We start from the raw sequence: 17,457 nt of genomic DNA, 5'->3' as shown, positions 1-17,457 counted from the left end.
CTCATTCTTTTTCAAAAATAACACTACTAATTTGCACAATCTTTTGATTAGATTTTAGTTGAATAGTTACTCTATATATAGTTGAGCTAGAATGATTTACTAATACTATACATGTTGTTTCCTCTGGTAAATCATATTTGCTTTTTAGATGTTTATAGAGGTCAGAGTTATTTTCTGGCTGATATACAATCTCACGAAGTTCTGTTTCTGCACTCTTAAAGGTCTCCTTTACATCTAAAGAAGTAAAGAAATCTCTTTGTACCACTAAATTAAGAATTTCTTCATCATATAAAGGAGTTACCTCCGACCCATAATTTAACTTCCCATTAGAATATGTAACCGGAACAGTTTTGTTATCCTCGCCAAGTGTTATTGTATAATCACCTTTAATATCAGATTGAGTGATATCTAAATCTACTTCGTATTTTTTTACTTCATCTTGATTTTTTATATAAACTCTACTAGTGTATGCCTTTAATCCTGTAAACTCCTTCTTATCTTGCTCCAAAAATTTAAACAAAGGTTCAAACGTTTTTTCAAATTCGTACTGTTCCTTTGTTCTGTTTTTGGGAATAGTTTCTCCCCCAAAACTACATCCAGTCAATGTTGTTGCTGTCATAAGTATAGCTCCTCCTATCAGTAACCATAAAATTATTTTTATTTTTTTCATATTTCTTTACTCCGCAATTATAATGTTCACTATTGATTTGTGATTGCGTCTTTAATCAAGCATTTAGCGCATCAATGACTTGATCTTAATGTATGTACTCTCACAAACAAAATAATGAACTTGTTTTTCTAATATAGACTCTCGTAGAGGTTTCTTTGCAACAGGTACAACAGTTTGATCATTAAGCCTCATGCTTACCAAGGCTTGTTTGAAACCTTTTGCTAAGCGCAACGGTGCCTCGATATTACGAGAAATACTTTGGTTCGTTATTACAATTGATTTATAGCCAGCAAATAGACCTTGTTTAAAGATAAACTCTAGTCTCTTCTGTGCAATAGGTGTTAGATTTCCAATGATCTCCGTTACATTATAAAGAACAATAGTAGCTACTTGTTCCGTCAATTCTTCTTGGATACGTTTATTTATCTCATTTTCAAGAAATTCCAACCTATTTTCTATATCTTGTATTACATTCTCACAGATAACTTTCTGCTCAAATCCTTCTAAGTTTAGTTTAGAAAATTGTGGCGCCAACACAATCACCTTCTGCTTACTACGAGCGATTTGTTTGACGAATTGTGTCATTTGCTCTTCTTTGTCTGTCAGATAGAGAAGGTTGCCTTTCTTGAGATCCCATGTCACAGGCTCAACTGTTTCCAGATCCAATCCGAGTGGCACTTTTCCTTCATCCAGCAAGGCTGCTACATCCTCACGTCCATAGAAGGCTGCTTCTGTCAACTCATCTGGCACCATTGGGATACCTGCTGGGGTGCGGCCTGTCCACATCTCTTTGAGGCTTTGCACTTGGTCGCGGAGGTTGTTGATGATTTGGATATCATTATCCCCTGCTACTGGTAGGGCGAACTGGACGACATCGACTTCGTCACGCTTCATGAGCGCCCGCCCCTTGATGTCTTCCATGGTAGATGCTAGTGGGGTTGCTCCCACGATACCGCGGACTTCAGAGATATCATTTTGTGGCAAGGTCAGCTGGTGCTTGAAGTTGGAATAGAGCTGAGCCCGTAGGTTGTTCTGACGGCTAGCTGTGATGATTAGGTGCACACCAATGCTGAGACCTTCACGGGAGATCCGCATGAAGAGCTTGAAGAGGTCTGTCTCATAGGGCTCGTCCTTCATGGACTCATAGCTATCCATGAGAATGACCATGGTTGGCTCTTGCTTACCTGTCACTTCACGGTAGAGAGCGATAGTGCCGACTCCATGCTCAGAAAGGAGTTTCTTCCTACGATCCAACTCGCGGTTGATGATCCGGATAAATTTCTGGATTTTCTCCGTCTGATCGAGCAAGAGGCTATCTGCCACATGTGGCAGTTGCGTCAAGGGCGCCAGACCATTGGTTCCGAAATCCAGCAGGTACATGGTCAGATTTTCTGGGCTCTGCTTGCGGGCCAGATCCATTGCGACTGTCTGAAGGAAAGTCGTCTTTCCTGTACCTGGACTTCCGTAAAGGAGGATATTCCCATCTTTTGACAGATCGATAGCGACAGCTTCTTGTTTTTGCGCTTGCGGGATATCGGCGACCCCGATTAGGACGCTTGGAGCTGTCCGTTTTTGCCAAGCCTCGATCGGCACGACCTTGTCCAGTTCATCCAGCGTGATCCGCTCTTTGAGCGGTGGCAACCATGGTTGGGCCACAGCTGCGATGCCTTCTTGTTGATGCAAGTGGTTGATTTCTTGCACGATGACATCTAGCTCTGTTGGCACTTCCTTGATTTCTTCTGCCATATCCAGACCGGATAGGTCTTGGTTGAGGACTTCGTATTGGCCCAGTTCATTGATCAAGTAGATGGTATGGTCTTCGATTCCTAGCTGGTCCTTCTCAGGCTGGTAGTCTGCTCCTGACCAAGCGGTTTGGAAGAGTTCATAGACTTCGTTATTTCCGACTTGGAGGTAGGCACGACCGGTCTGGGTGATTTCAGCCGCATCTGCCGTCCGCAGCATCTCCATGGAGTCTCCACGGTCTGCCACCTTGAGGGCTAGCTTGAAGCGGGAGTTAGACCAGATCTGGTCGTCCACGACCCCAGAAGGTTTTTGCGTCGCAAGGATCAAGTGCACCCCGAGGGAACGCCCGACACGCGCGATAGAGACCAACTCCTTGATGAAGTCTGGTTGGTTGACCTTGAGTTCGGCGAACTCATCACTAATCAAGAAGAGGTGAGGAAGCGGTTCTGTCGCTTCACCGAGTTTAAATTTCTTTTGGTATTGGTTGATATGGTTGACCCCATATTGACCAAAGAGGCGCTCCCGACGATGGATCTCCGCATTGATAGAGGCTAGGGCCCGCATAGACTGGGCACCATCCAAGTTGGTGATGGTCCCAAGCAAGTGAGGCAGATCCTTGAAGAGGTTGGCCATTCCCCCACCCTTGTAGTCGATGAGGAGGAAAGCCACATCGTGTGGGTGGAAGTTGACGGCAAGGCTCAGGATATAAGACTGAATGGTTTCAGACTTACCAGAACCAGTTGTCCCTGCGATCAAACCATGTGGTCCATGAGCTTTTTCATGGAGATTGAGGTAAACCAAATCGTCCTTCCCGCGCAGACCGATCGGTACAGCCAAACTTTGGTAAGGAGCATGGCTCTCCCAACGGCCCAAAACCTTGAGGTCATTGAAAGTTTCCGCCTGGTACATTTCAAGGAAGGTCACCGAGTCTGGAATTGAGCTCTTAAGCTGTTGGATATGCTTCAGAGGGGCAAGGCCACGCGAGATAGCTTCCTTATCATAGCCTTCAGGAAAGTGATCCAATTGGAAGTCGAGCTCGCGAAGAACCCCTTCTTGCAAGAGCAATTGCCCTTGGTTGCGGTCCTTGATAGAGATAACCGTTTGGATATTTTCAGAAAGAGATGAGAGCACGTCTGCCACATAGATGATAGAGCAGCCGAGCTCTGTCGGATCCTCACGGAAGAATTCCATGATGACATGATCTAAAATCAAGGTTTCATCGGTGATGAGCACCACATAGTGAGGGTGGAAGATCTTGGTGTCATTGGCTTTTTCTTCCTCTTTTTGCGCCTTGCGAAGCTTGAGGATTTGGTTGAGACTGTTCAAGACCTGATCGCGTGTCCGCTGATTGTAGACAAAGCTACGGACATTCATGTCTTGCAGAGTCGCATGAGGCAACCAGCGCATCCAATCCCAGCTTTCTTTTTCCTCTTCTGGAATGATCGGAATAATAGTCAGATCATGGTAAGAGTGAAAGACAGCTAATTGGGCAACGAGGAGTTGTAACTGCTCGAGCACAATAGGACGAGGGCCGACATACCCTACGGGACCACGATTAAGGCTGGCTACAATCGGAAGATTGTCGATCTTTTGGTGAGCTTGGAAAAGGGCATAGCCTTCTTCTTCCAAGGCATCTTTCTTCCCACTGCGCTCTTCCTGACCATATTTGAGCTCATAGCTGGTTGGAACCTTGCCCAAGCCCAAGCGATAGGCCAAAAAGTCAAAATGAAGCGGTGTTTTTTCGTAGATCCGTGAGTCATAGCGTTTAACCATCTTGGTCAAGTCTTCAATCGCTGGGAAATGGTAAAACATGCCTTCTCGTTGCTTCCGAGATAGCTGTTCCAAGTCCTTGGCCTTGTCCTTGAGATAGAGATGGTAGAGCTCCACGCGCTCTTTCTTGTCTTCTTTGTATTTCTTACGATTCTTGAAGAATCCTTGGACCGAAAAGATCACACTGACCACAGACATGGATACTGTCGCGATGATGTAGAGCCCCCGCGGTTGGAAAATGGTGATCAAGAGGGTCACCCCAACCATGATGAGGGGTGGCATGATCAACTTCAAGAGTTCATCCGTTGGCTTTTGAGGCTCCGCTCCCGGAGGATTGATCAAGATCTTGTCTTCCGAACTCCGGTAGATGATCCGCGGAGACCGGTGGTACTCTGGATAGTCCTTGTAAAAGTCATAGCGTGAACGCAAACGCGGCACTAGATAAGGACTCACTTCGACTGTCCCTTCCACGCCAAATTCTTCCGGATAGAGCTTAAAGGTCACATCTCCAATAGCCAGTTCATCCCCAAAGGCCAGTGGAAAAGTCGCTTCACTGACGAGTTTGTGGTTATGGTAGAGTTTTCCAGATAAGAGCTGGCAAGTCCATGTCTGCTCTTTTTTTACAAGGAGAAAGCGCACTGGATAGTGCAAGCGCACATCTGCACCCTTTTCATCTGCTACGAGAATTTCTTCCTTGTCTAACAGTTCATAGGTATGGACTTCTCCTGTCGCCAAGTAGCAGACCACATCTCCAAGAATCTTGCTATTTTCAAGCACACCCTTGTCTTCACCATACTGGTAGAAGATTTCTCCTTGACTCCATTGGAAATGAAGGGGGTTTTCTTGCGAAGCCAGGGTCAACTGAGCTGTTTCTTGATTCGATACGGTCGCTGTTTTTCCCTCTTCTAGCGCTAGCTCATAGCGAAAACCTTTTTTATAGAGTATGATACGTTTTTTCATAGACTACTCCTTGTGGTCGCTAGACTCAGTCGAGCTTGCAGTTGTAGAAGACGAACTTTCTGTTGAGGAGCCTTCTGTAGATGAAGCTGTTGTTGAGCTGCTAGTGGAAGATTTGGTTTCATCTGTCTCTGCTTCCAAGAGTTTAGAGCGGGCATCCCAGTATTTCTTGTATTCACCCTCAAGCTCAGAGAGTTTCTTCTCGCGCTGTTCACCAGAGAGTTTTTCGCTATCACGTGTCGCCTTGATTTCTTTACGAAGGGCATAGATAATCAAGTCTGAATCGTCGATCCGCTTGGCTGTATCCAGCGCTTGGGTAAAGTCATGACGACCGATATAGATCCAGTAGTGGAGATAGAGGCTGTCTGACTTGAGCGTGACGTTATTGAGGATGACCTTCTTTTGGTCCTCTGAGAAATTCAAGCCTTGCAAGTAAGACGTCGCCAACTCATATTTCTGTGTCGTTGGAAGACTGCTTGGAGCCACTCCTTCCAACTCATCGATCACACCGGTGTAGTCTACCTTGAGATAGGCTGTATCCGCTTGAAGCAACTTTTCTTTAAAGGGTGCTTGGAAAAAGACTAAATAGATCAAAGGCAAGAGTAAAAGGGCCACTACAGCTGAAAGCCACACTGTTGCCAACTTAAAGATTCGGTGTTGACGACTTGAAACCAAGGTCAAGGTCTTTTCTTCCTCTTCCTTGCGTTCTTGGTAGGCTTTCTCTAAGAGAGCTTTCATCTCTTCTAAGCTAGCGGCATCACGGATTTCCACCAAGAAATCTGGTAGATCTTCTAATTCGAGCGTGCCTTGATAGAGCTCCATGAAATCCCAGTCCCCAAAAAGAGTGACCGCATAGCACTTGGCCTGACGCAAGAATTCAACCTGATCCCATTTGCGTGGCACCATCATTCCCGGAACCCCGCGGTAAGCGATCTTGACCTGCGCATCCTTGGTCACAAACAAATTGATGGGATGCAACATAAAGGTCACCGGAAGCTCCAAGGCTGGCGCCAAATCTAAGACATTGATAGCTAGACGCAGACGGTCTGAAACCGGTAATTCTTGAATTTCTTCAGCACTCAATCCTAGCGCATCTGTCTGATAGGTCAGATGAATCTGGTCTTGATCCGCTGTCATGCTTTGCTCTAAAAACAAGGGATGATGGAGATCCAAAATCCATAAATTGCGTAAATCCTGGCTATCCACTTCTGAACGCTTGAGGTCCAGCCGCCAGCTCGTTTCTTCTTTTTCAAAACGGAAGACTTGTTCTTCCAGTGTAAATTGTTCTTCTTTCACCTTACCACTCCTCAATCTCGATCAGATCACCACTCGTGATCGGATACTCCTGTACCACCTTGCCTTCATCTAGCAAGATGCCTTTATTTACCACGCGCAACTGATACTTGCTTCTAGGCTCCATGGCAGACCCAAAGATCTGATCCAATTCCCGAATCAAGCGTCGCACCTCCATCCGCGTTGGGATTCGGAGGTCATGGCTTGCACCATTCATACGGAAGGTGACATTGATATGTTGGTCCATTTAGGCCTCTTTTCTATAGATTCGATAGGAAATATAGCCAGCAATCCCAAAGAGAAGGGCACTCCAAGCCAGCATTTGCAAGGCTGGAATAAAATCCGACAAGCTGGCCGAATTGTCCTCCACATTGGACTCGAATTTAGATAATTTTTGATTTTCAGGCTGGAACAGGTCCGCTTCAGGCCCCGTTTTTTTCTTTCCCTTTATAGCAGAAAACAACTGGCCGTCAGAATCGGTCAATTGTTTCTCTTGCTTGCGTTTTTCATCTGCTAATTTTTTCTGATCCTTCTCATTGAAAAGAGACTCAGTCGCATCCAATTGGCCCCCAAGTGTCTTTTCCTGCTCTGTCTCAAGACGTGAGTTGTTGACCTGCAGACGATTATCAATAAAATCATCTGCAGAAACAACAACCGCTGGCAAGAGACTTAAGACAAAGAGAAGATACATCATTTTTTTCATAAGCTTGATTCAATTTCCTTTGTTTGAGTAAACTTCTTAGGAATGAAGATATTGGCAACCGCCAAAAGTCCGAAGAAGACCAACAATCCGAAGAAGACGCCGATACCGGCTGTTTGTCCATCAAAGTAACCCGCAAACTGTCCTTCTAAAATAGAAAGGAGGTTGACATTTTTCACCAGTGCTGGAAGGCCTGACAAGGTCGCGGTCGTTCCGATCGCGCTTGATAGGTAGACATAGCTGATCAACATGAAGAAGGCCAGTCCCATTCCAATCACACGGAAGTGTTTCAAGAGGAGGTATTGCAGTTGTACCAAGACAAAGCTTGCTAGAACCGCTAAGAATACCCATGAAGGTACATATTCACGACCAACAGAGAGTTGAATACTTGAAATCATTCCAATCACTAGTCCAAGGATGAGAGAAAGTCCCACAAGAACACCGACAGACAAGAGATCTGATTCTTGCAAACGATCGAGTTTGAAACGATCCTTAACCTTACGGATGATTGGTTGCGTCGCAAAGAGATAAGCTGTAAAGAGGCTCAAGACTTCCAACATAAAGATCCAGATAAATGGACGGTAGACGTTGATGGTCGCTTTCACAGAAGACGATTTCTCTGCAACTGGATTTGACAAGAAGTCGAGCAAGACTTCATTCGGTACTCCGTTTTCATAGGCATTGTTGAAGACCTTACGGAAGGCTTCGACGAAGTTCCCATTTTCAGACAATTCCTTGTCGAATTCACCCATCAAGCTCTCTGCATTGCTAGACAATTTCTCTGTATTGCCTTGGGCTTTTTCCAATTCTTTGTTCAATTGGCCAAAGATTTCATTGGTAGAGTTAGCAGCTTCTACATTGCTACGAGATGAGCTCTTAACGCCTTCTGTCGAGCTCAATAATGACGTGTATTCAGAACCAAGAGCTGACAAATCTGCATCGGTCTTGGTTTGAGCCTGTGTCACTGTTTCTTGCGCTTTTGAGATCTCTTCTAAACGTTTTTGAAGATCTGCATATTGCGTCAATTGATCATTGATATTTTGGGTTAGATCTTTGTTAGTGTTTTCGATTGCTTGAAGATTGGCCTGCAATTGTGGTCCCAAGTCTTGCAACTGTTTAAGGGTACCATCTAACTGGGCTTTCACACTCTTCGTTGCATCCCCAGATTCATCCGTTTCAATGCTCTTACGGTAGTCCTTCATGTTACTTGAAACAGCAGCCTTCACGATGTCGACCAAAGCGTTTGTCAAATCCATATCTTCGATTGGATCATAGAGTGAATGACGAACATGGTTGTCATCTTCTGGGTAGTAGGCATTGATCAATGCTCCTGCGCGTTGATAATCCAAGGCGATTTCACTAGCTTTCGATGCATAGTTAGCAACCGCTGTTTTCAAATCTTCTGCAGATACGGTCACACTGGTTGAAGAAACCCCATTCACAAGGACTTCAACATCAATCGCGCTTGGCATAGCTCCTCCATCTTCAACAAGGTGAATTTGAATTTGTTTGCCATCTTTCAGTTCGACTTCCTGCTCACCACTGCCTGCATAAGTCTGTCCATCATAGGTCCAAGTATCAACCTTGACCCCTGCAGGGACATGAATACTAACTTTCTGTTTCCCAGATTTAGCATTAAGGACATCCGCAACTGCCGTTAATTTGGCATCCACTTCTGCAGCCAATCGTTTTAATTCATCGGCATTTCCTTTTGCTTGCGCCTTCGTTCCAGCAAAAGCACTATCAAAATCAATCGCTGCGTTGAGATTTCCATACTTATTCAAATTCAGACTAGCAGGATCTAAAGACGGAAGTTTTTCAATTGCTTGACGAATGTCATCATCCGCTTTATCTCGAGCCTTGCTGATAGTTTCGATTTTTGGCTTTCCAAGCAAGGTATGAAGAGTAACTTTGTCTCCTTCTTTTAGACCATAGTAGTCAAGGATCTTCTCTTTTACAGAAGACTCGATGTTCTTTTCGTGCTCATCTAATTTGTCGCGTTCTGCCTTGATCCCTTTTTCGAGGTCTGCCACACGATCATTCACATCTTTTGTCAAGCCTGCATAGGTCTTGGTACCTGAAGCATCTCCTTCTGTTTCAGTTGGTTGACTCAATTGTTTGGTAATTGCTTCTTGGTTTTGTTGTAGATTCTTATACAACTCTTGGGTCTTTTCACTGACAACAGACTGGTTCATGGACATCAGCTGATTCATGAACTCTTCATGGCTAATTTTATCCTCAGAGCGTTGTTTGATCAATGTGTCGAAGTTTTGACCGTACTGATCCTGAGATTGGGTCAATTGATCAAAAGCCTGTGTATAAGACTCAAGGACTGTCTTCAAAGCATTGTTCGACTCGACAGAAGACGTAGACAAGCTATAGAGACTTGGGAAGATATTCTTGGAATCCAAGGCCGAATCCAGCAAGTTGCTTCGGTATGAACCAATGTTGGTCGATTGGATTTTATTACTTGTCTCCACGTTCTTCTGAGCTGTATAAAGATTGCTCAAAATGCTGACCATATACATATCAACCAATTGGCTATTCAAGTCTGAAACGATATCTTTAGCGACTTTATTGGCCTCGTTTTCAACCTGAGAATTCCCAGCTGCATTGACCTTATATGTCACCGTGGTCTTCTCTGCATTAACCGCGTTCACTTCCAAGACCTTTTCTGAGAAGTCACTTGGAATGACAATCATCAACTGGTACTTGCCATCTGCAAGCCCTGACTCAGCAGCTCCACGAGGGAGTACAGACCAGTTTTGCGAATTATCCCGCTCGATATTCTTTACATAGCTAGCCCCAAGGTTGTATTCTTTATCATTCAGCTTGACCGCCTTGTCTTCATTGACAACCGCAATGTTGAGCTTGGTGTTTTCTGTCGTTTGCACGGTCTTGGCTTCGTTTTGCTTTTGGTCCTTTTGAACCGTCGTATAAAGACCTACGACAGATCCCATCAAAAGGAGCACAACCGCACTCTGACCGATGTATTTTAACCATTTTTTATTTTTAACTTCCATACCTTTTCCTTTTTCTAATTCATAGATACAAAATAGGGGTTAGGAATTAAGAATCTAACCCCTATTTTCTATATATCAAAAGACAAAAGGGTGATCTACCTACAAGAAGTAAGATCACCTCCAAGACTATCTTAGTGGATTTGTGCAGCGATATCTTGGTCAGTTTGTTCAACGATATCAGCAACTTTGATCAATTGAGCGTTGATGTCTTCCAACAATTGAGCGAATTGTTTGATTTTTGGAGACAATTCGTTGAATTGTGCTTCAAAGCTATCAAATGCAGATCCATCCCAGTTTGCGTCGATGACTTGTTGTTCATGAGTCAAAGTGTTAAGGATTTGATCGATTTCTTGAGAACCTTGTGCATAGCGTTGTGCTGATTGACGTAGTTCTTCTGGAGTTAATTTAATTTGAGCCATATGTTTCTCCTTTTGGGCTGATACCCTTATATTTTTTTCATAAACAATACATTTTAGTACGAATTAGTAAAATGCCAGATAACTGTATATTTTACCTTTTGCTCCCTGTTTGTATTATTTACTTAAAAATATCTTAATGAAATATTGCCAGAATGTCAAGTTTAGAGGGCTAACTGATAAAACATTGTAACTTTGTTACAATTGTGTAACATTTTGTCATAAATCTGTAATATATTTTCTGAATTCCTTGCCCCAGTAGTCTCCAACTAGTATTATTTCTGAGAAGAAAAGAAGACACTCTGTCCTTTTATATTAACTCAACACATAGATAAAAATTGTTGATTTTAGGTGTTTTTAAAAGCAAATTTTGAAGATTTTTGTATATTTTTTCATTTTTAAAACTTTTATGGTATAATGAAACCTGTTCAAAGCTTGTTTCATACAAGATCGAACACCATTAACCTATAAGGAGTATATATGAAAAAATTTCTACTTGCCTCTGTCTGTCTGCTAGCTCTTACCGCTTGTAGCCAAGGCCAACAAGGTAAAGGAACTACTGCCGCTTCTTCCAAGCAAGAAGCCACTCAAACCAAAAAGGAGCAAGTCCAAACCAAGACCTTTGTTAGTGACCTCGGCGATCACCACCAAAACAAAATTCAAATTGGCTACAAGAATGAGGAAATTGTCTCTTTTACTTTCCTTAGTTTTGAACCCATTTCCTCAGATTTGCAAGACATGGATCTTCCTGAATTAAAGGAAATCTACCAAGAAGAATTAGAACATAGCGATATCTATAGAACCTTAAATGGTAAGCCTGGACTTAGCTTCCGCATTCAAATTTCGAAAGATAAACAATCCTATGCCAAGGTCTTACAAGCTGACTTCTCAAAAATCAAGAAAGATGAGTTTGCTTCCATCTACGGGGATCAAGGGGAGGAAGAAACAGCTGAGTTCAAGAAATACCTCAATGGCAAACCTCAAGATCTCTTTACCTATTTCAAAGATCAAGGCCTCAAAGAAGAAAAATAAAAAGAGCTTCCTGAGTTTCATCACCACACTGGTGAGAGCTCAGAAAGCTTTTTCTTATTTGTTCAAGATTGAAAGGGTTTCAAGGAGATTGTCCGCATGAACTTCGATGGTATCTCCTGTTGCTTTGATTTTCACTTCTACGATGCCTTCAGCTGCTTTCTTACCAACTGTTACGCGGATTGGAAGTCCAATCAAATCACTATCGCTGAATTTGACACCAGCGCGTTCATTTCGGTCATCCACCAAGACTTCGTAGCCTTTATTCACCAAGGCTTCTTCGATCCGATTGGTCAAAGCAAGACTCGCTTCATCCTTGACATTGACTGGAATCAAATGCACATCAAATGGCGCCAATTCTTTAGGGAAGTTAATTCCCCAAGCGTAACGGTATTCCCCTTTTGGAGTCTTATTGACAAAGAGGCGTGCATGTTGCTCCATAACGGCTGAAAGAAGACGGCTCACACCGATCCCGTAGCAGCCCATGATGATTGGAACCGCACGACCGTTTTCGTCCAAGACATCTGCTCCCATGCTAGCTGAGTAGCGTGTGCCGAGTTTGAAAATATGACCGATTTCGATCCCACGTGCAAAGTTCAAGACCCCTTTCCCATCTGGTGAAATCTCGCCTTCCCGAACTTCACGGATATCGACGTATTCTGCGGTAAAGTCACGGCCTGGGTTGACACCAGTCAAGTGGTAGCCTGTTTCATTGGCACCTACGACTGCATTGCGACTATCTTGGACCTTGCGGTCTGCGATAATCTTAACATTTTCAGGAAGATCAACTGGACCGAGAGAGCCAAAATCAGCTCCCAATAATTCTTTCACTTCCACTTCGGTTGCAGGTTCAAAGAAATCTGCGCCGAGATGGTTTTTCAACTTCACTTCATTGAGCTGATCATTACCTACAAGAAGGGCAACAACAGGCTCACCATCTGCAATGTAAACCAAAGTCTTGATAGTCGCTTCTTCTGGAACATTCAAGAATGCAGCTACTTCATCAATCGATTTGACACCTGGTGTTTCCACGCGCTTCACTTCTTCTTCCGCTACGACACGGTTACTTGGCTTGTATTCGTTAGTAGCCATTTCCAAATTCGCAGCATAGGTGGATTCACTTGAATAGGCAATGGTATCTTCACCAGAGACCATCCATTTGAGCAATTCTGCTTTGATTTCTTCTTGGACTTCTGCTGGAATTTCATCAAAGGAAGCAACCGATTTATCTAAAACAACCCAACGATCCAAGTCTGTACGAGCAGGTGTAACAGCCATAAACTCTTGGCTATCTTTTCCGCCCATGGCACCACCATCACCGATGATGGCTTTGTAGTCGATGCCACTGCGGGTGAAGATCCGCTCATAAGCTGCCTTGTATTCATCATAAGTGACATCCAAGCTATCGTAGTTAGCATGGAAGCTATAACCGTCTTTCATGATGAACTCACGGGTCCGCAGAAGACCGTTCCGTGGGCGTTTTTCATCGCGGTATTTTGGTTGAATTTGGTAGAGATTCAACGGCAATTGTTTGTAAGATTTTACTGAGTCGCGCACAATAGCGGTAAAGGTTTCTTCGTGAGTTGGACCTAAGATAAAGTCAGAGCCTTCACGGTTTTTCAACTTATAGAGGTCTTCCCCGTAAGTTTCGTAACGACCAGATTCACGCCAGAGATCCGCACTCAAAAGGGCTGGAGCAAGCATTTCAACTGCTCCAATTTTTTCGAATTCTTGGCGCATGATGCCTTTTGCTTTTTCAATTACTCGATTTGCTAAGGGCAGATAAGAATAGACACCAGCTGATACTTGGCGAACATAACCTGCACGCAACATCAAAGCATGGCTAATGACTTGGGCATCGCTTGGCATTTCGCGAAGCGTTGGAATCAACATTTTACTTTGTTTCATGGACAATATCCTTTTCTATTTCAAAAATAATTTCATAATATCATTCCAGGTGACAGCAATCATCAAAATAACCATTACAGCTACACCTGCAAGCGTCATATAGGTTTCTACTTCTTGTTTCAGTGGCTTTCTCCGGACGACCTCGATCAAATTGATCAAGATTTTCCCACCATCCAAAGCGGGAATCGGGATTAGATTGAAGATCCCAATATTAATAGAGAGCATGGCCATAAGAGACAAGACTGCTGGAATTCCTAATTGAGCAGCTTGTGAGCTGGCATTGTAGATGGCAACCGGACCACCCAGTTTATTGAGACTAAAGTGGAAAATGATATCTTTCAAAGCTCCCAAAATCCGTGTCGCTGTATTCCAGGTATCTGTAAAACCAGACAAGAGTTTATCTACAAATCCTGTCTTGAGGCCATTTGTCACACCCAAATAGTAACGATTCCCTGACTTGGTTGGCTTCACTTTGACTTCTTTTTCTTGGCCGTCTGTTTTGACTTTCAGGGTCAATTCAGGAGCCGTCTTGCTGTCTTTGGTTGCCTTCTCGACAGCATCTGTCAGCTCATCCCAGTTGCTAACGGTATCGTTGTTGACTTGAAGGATCTGAACAGTGCTTTTGACACCGACCTTAGCCAGCGCCCCATCGGGTGCCACCTGAACATTGTTGCTGTAGTAGTCAATCGCACCACCACGCATAAAGGCTAGAAGTGAGTAGACGACAATACTGAGGATAAAGTTGTTCATAGGACCCGCAAAGTTGGTGATCAACCGTCCCCAAATGCTGGCATTCTGATACTGAACATCTCTCGGCGCAATCCGCACTTCTGTCCCATCTTCCTCAACAATGGTCGCATCATGATCGACATCATAAGTCTTGGTCTCATCGAGAACCAAGCCCGTGATTTCTAATTTATCTTCAAAGTCAAACTGGGTAACATTCATGGGAAGGGCTGTCTGATCCAGATTCTTTCCTGAAAGATTGATCCGGACGACCTTACCAGCCTCATTTAGCGTCAAGCTGACAGGCGTTCCAGTTTTAATCTCAGTTGTGTCCTCACCCCAGCCAGCCATACGAACATAACCACCTAAAGGTAAAATGCGAATGGTATAAGCTGTTCCATCTTGACCAATATGGGCAAAGATCTTTGGCCCCATCCCGATCGAGAATTCTCGCACTAGGATGCCCGATTTTTTTGCAAAATAGAAATGACCAAACTCGTGAACGAGAACGATCACTCCAAAAATAACAATAAAGGCAATAAATTGCATCGTTCTATACGTGGTTTCCTTTCTATCTCTTCTGTCTTAGAACAAGCCCAAGAAATGCATCAAGGGAAAGACAAAAATCAAACTATCAAAGCGGTCTAGAACACCACCATGTCCCGGAATAAATTTCCCAGAATCTTTCACACCGAAATGGCGTTTAATCGCGCTCTCTACCAGATCTCCAAACTGACCTGCAATACTAAAGAGGATGGTAAAGAAGATCATAGCAAGAAAACCATGTCCACCTGCCACAGAGCGATCCACGATCATATAGATCACAGTTACCGCAACTGCAGACAAGATTCCCCCAAGACTGCCTTCAATCGTTTTATTAGGAGAAATCGCAGGCATGAGCTTGCGTTTCCCAAACCGACTTCCTACCAGATAAGCACCTGAATCCGTAGCCCAGACAATAAAGAGGGCCAATAAGACCTTATCAATACCAGCGATTCGCGCATCTACTAAGGAATGGAAACCAAGTCCAACATAAAAGCTAGACGCAATGGGATAGACCACATCTTCATAATTGTAATTCTGAGCAAGAACAGTTGTTCCCATGAGAATCAAGACAACCAAACCATAAGCAATCATATTGCCATCTGCTGGAAGGTAAGGGAGGTAGTCCTCGATCGGCAACGTCAGGACGAAGGCCGCTAACATGGCCAGCGCTCCTTCAAAGGTCGCTGTCTCAAGCCCCTTCATCTTGAGCAATTCATGAACCCCTAGCATGGCGATCAAGCCAATCACAATCTGGAAGAACACCCCTCCAACCATTACTGTTGGAATGAAAAAGAGCAGGGCAATTCCTCCAAAAATCACACGTTTTTGTAAATCTTTCGTCATCATCTTCTCCTAAACACCACCAAATCTCCGATGGCGATGGCTATATTCTACTATGGCACTTCGTAGTGCTTCCTCTCCAAAATCTGGCCACATCACATCTGTGAAATACAACTCACTGTAAGCAGCCTGCCAAGGAAGGAAATTACTCAAACGGATCTCTCCGCTGGTACGAATAATCAAATCCGGATCCCTTAGGACACGTGGCAAACTCTCGGTATAGAGAGAATCAGCGATCATCTCTTCTGTGATATCTTCTGGGCTAAACTTCGCATCCAAGACTTCTTGGGCGATCTGCTTCACGGCCTGGGTGATCTCAGCACGTCCACCATAATTGAGCGCGAAATTCAGGATCAAGCCTGTATTGAGATGGGTCATCGCTTCTGCTCTTTCCAAAGCCTCCAGCGTTTCTTTTGGTAATTTCTTGGTATCACCGATCATTTGAATCTTGACATTATTGCGATGCAATTCGGGGACGAAACGACCATAAAACTCAACCGGCAAGTGCATGATGAACTTGACTTCATCTTCAGGGCGTGTCCAGTTTTCGGTCGAAAAGGCATAGACAGTCAGGACCTGAACCCCCATATTTTTTGCTGCAATCGTCACTTCTTGGAGAGCTTCCATCCCTGCCTTATGACCAAAGACGCGCGGTTGCATCCGCTTTTTCGCCCAGCGACCATTACCATCCATAATGATCCCAATGTGTTTCGGGACATCTAAAGGTATCTCGATTTTTTCTTTTTTCTTAAAACGAAACATGTTTTTCTACCTATTTCAATATTTATCGCTTCATTATACCATAAATCCCCATAAAATAGGGACTCTGGCCTCTTTTTTGAACCAGCAGGACTTTCCTTCATCACGTCGTCCTATTTGCCCACCAAAAAAGAGGCCTTTGCCTCTTCTTTGATGATTATTCTTCGATGGCTGAATCGGCATCTGAGCTAGCGCCTTCTGTAGCAGTAGCTGAGATTCCTTCTGATACAGGAAGAACTGTTTTGATCGCTCCCAATTCAAAGGTCAGGTAGACACCATCAACATCCAAGACAACGGTCTTGCGATCTGTATCGACTTCATCGATGGTTCCGTACAAGCCACCAATCGTGATGACTTCATTTCCTTTTTGAAGTTTATTCAAACTTTCCATCCGTTTTTGGTACTGTTTCTTTTGGCTACGGCTCATGAAGTACATCAAACCGACCATAAGAACGAGCATAATTAGCAAACTTCCGCCTTGCATATGTTTCTCCTTTAATTTTCATATATGCTATACTATATCAAATTTCGCCCGTCTTTTCAAGTTTTCCCATCCTCTTCAAGTAAAATCAGACTCCAGTCTCAGAGAAGAGGCAAGTTTTGATGAAAAAGAAAAAAACCACGAAAAGTGGGCTACTGACTAGTCAATCGTAATGCCATACTTTTCATGATTCTCATCATACCAATCAATCAAGGCCAAAGCCGTTTGATAGGTAATATTTTTGATTTTACTCGTTCCCTTCGTCAAAGTCGCTAGGCTCATTTTGCTGATGTTTGTTTCAGTTGCGACACGATAGCTCGTCAAGCGACCGTCAACCATCAGTTGAACAACGGCTTCCACTTTTCTGTATTCGGGAGTTGAGTAGATATCAATTGTATTGCTCATCTTACTTCCATTCCTCAAATTTTATTCTTGTATAGATTATATACTTATTTTCTTTATTTATTAATAATTTTGCTCAAATTGGATTAATTTCACTAATTATTGATGTTTTTTTACCCCAAATAGGAGGATTTTGGCCTTATACGGCGAATAATTTCCCCCAGGTGGGAAGAAAAAATAAAGACTGCTATATG

At 43.6% G+C, this 17,457-nt stretch carries 14 protein-coding genes; 1 reads left to right on the top strand and 13 read right to left on the bottom strand.

Features of this window, described 5'->3' with window-relative positions:
• Position 1: 1 nt before the first annotated feature.
• The 7 genes from O3646_RS04860 to O3646_RS04830 all read right to left on the bottom strand — a co-directional run bounded on the left by O3646_RS04860 (position 2) and on the right by O3646_RS04830 (position 10,575).
• Positions 2-670: a hypothetical protein gene (locus tag O3646_RS04860; RefSeq protein WP_371610616.1), complete on the bottom strand. Its 669-nt coding sequence runs from the start codon at positions 668-670 to the stop codon at positions 2-4.
• 63 nt (positions 671-733) lie between these two features.
• Entirely contained in the window at positions 734-5,143 is a 4,410-nt protein-coding gene (gene essC / locus O3646_RS04855) for a type VII secretion protein EssC (RefSeq protein ID WP_371610615.1), read from the bottom strand.
• A gap of 3 nt (positions 5,144-5,146) precedes the next feature.
• Positions 5,147-6,436, bottom strand: coding sequence for a type VII secretion protein EssB (gene essB, locus O3646_RS04850; protein WP_070594774.1), 1,290 nt, complete (start codon positions 6,434-6,436; stop codon positions 5,147-5,149).
• Position 6,437: 1 nt separating this feature from the next.
• Positions 6,438-6,680, bottom strand: a complete 243-nt coding sequence (locus tag O3646_RS04845; RefSeq protein ID WP_003013697.1) for an EsaB/YukD family protein — start codon at positions 6,678-6,680, stop codon at positions 6,438-6,440.
• Positions 6,681-7,136 carry a type VII secretion protein EssA gene (gene essA, locus O3646_RS04840; protein WP_024054630.1) on the bottom strand — a complete coding sequence of 152 codons (456 nt, stop codon included), beginning with the start codon at positions 7,134-7,136 and terminating at the stop codon, positions 6,681-6,683.
• Entirely contained in the window at positions 7,133-10,156 is a 3,024-nt protein-coding gene (gene esaA, locus O3646_RS04835) for a type VII secretion protein EsaA (RefSeq protein ID WP_371610614.1), read from the bottom strand. The genes essA and esaA overlap by 4 nt, the downstream gene beginning before the upstream one ends.
• Positions 10,157-10,287: 131 nt before the next feature.
• Complete coding sequence (locus O3646_RS04830) at positions 10,288-10,575, bottom strand: WXG100 family type VII secretion target (protein WP_031576577.1); 288 nt, start codon at positions 10,573-10,575, stop codon at positions 10,288-10,290.
• Between the two features lie 477 nt (positions 10,576-11,052).
• On the opposite strand from O3646_RS04830, the gene O3646_RS04825 reads away from it, so the two are divergent.
• The gene (locus tag O3646_RS04825) at positions 11,053-11,604 is read left to right on the top strand and encodes a hypothetical protein (RefSeq protein WP_155125065.1); all 552 of its coding nucleotides are present in this window, start codon (positions 11,053-11,055) and stop codon (positions 11,602-11,604) included.
• A gap of 54 nt (positions 11,605-11,658) precedes the next feature.
• Here the strand turns inward: O3646_RS04825 and O3646_RS04820 are convergent, their stop codons facing one another.
• The 6 genes from O3646_RS04820 to O3646_RS04795 form a co-directional block, all read right to left on the bottom strand.
• On the bottom strand, positions 11,659-13,509 hold the full coding sequence (locus O3646_RS04820) for a proline--tRNA ligase (protein ID WP_371610613.1): 1,851 nt from the start codon (positions 13,507-13,509) through the stop codon (positions 11,659-11,661).
• A gap of 15 nt (positions 13,510-13,524) precedes the next feature.
• Positions 13,525-14,784, bottom strand: coding sequence for an RIP metalloprotease RseP (gene rseP / locus O3646_RS04815; protein ID WP_070590414.1), 1,260 nt, complete (start codon positions 14,782-14,784; stop codon positions 13,525-13,527).
• Between the two features lie 36 nt (positions 14,785-14,820).
• Positions 14,821-15,624, bottom strand: coding sequence for a phosphatidate cytidylyltransferase (locus tag O3646_RS04810; protein ID WP_371610612.1), 804 nt, complete (start codon positions 15,622-15,624; stop codon positions 14,821-14,823).
• Positions 15,625-15,633: 9 nt separating this feature from the next.
• The gene (locus tag O3646_RS04805) at positions 15,634-16,383 is read right to left on the bottom strand and encodes an isoprenyl transferase (protein WP_371610611.1); all 750 of its coding nucleotides are present in this window, start codon (positions 16,381-16,383) and stop codon (positions 15,634-15,636) included.
• A gap of 154 nt (positions 16,384-16,537) precedes the next feature.
• A complete protein-coding gene (gene yajC / locus O3646_RS04800; protein WP_003004444.1) occupies positions 16,538-16,864 on the bottom strand; it encodes a preprotein translocase subunit YajC in 327 nt (108 codons plus the stop codon).
• Positions 16,865-17,020: 156 nt separating this feature from the next.
• A complete protein-coding gene (locus O3646_RS04795) occupies positions 17,021-17,266 on the bottom strand; it encodes a hypothetical protein (RefSeq protein ID WP_003009969.1) in 246 nt (81 codons plus the stop codon).
• Between the last annotated feature and the right edge of the window lie 191 nt (positions 17,267-17,457).

The organism is Streptococcus sp. 27098_8_148, assembly GCF_041432105.1.
In the GTDB taxonomy this organism is placed as follows: domain Bacteria; phylum Bacillota; class Bacilli; order Lactobacillales; family Streptococcaceae; genus Streptococcus; species Streptococcus parasanguinis_AE.
The sequence above is the reverse complement of the archived record's forward strand: the minus strand, read 5'-3'. Positions and strand labels throughout refer to the sequence as shown.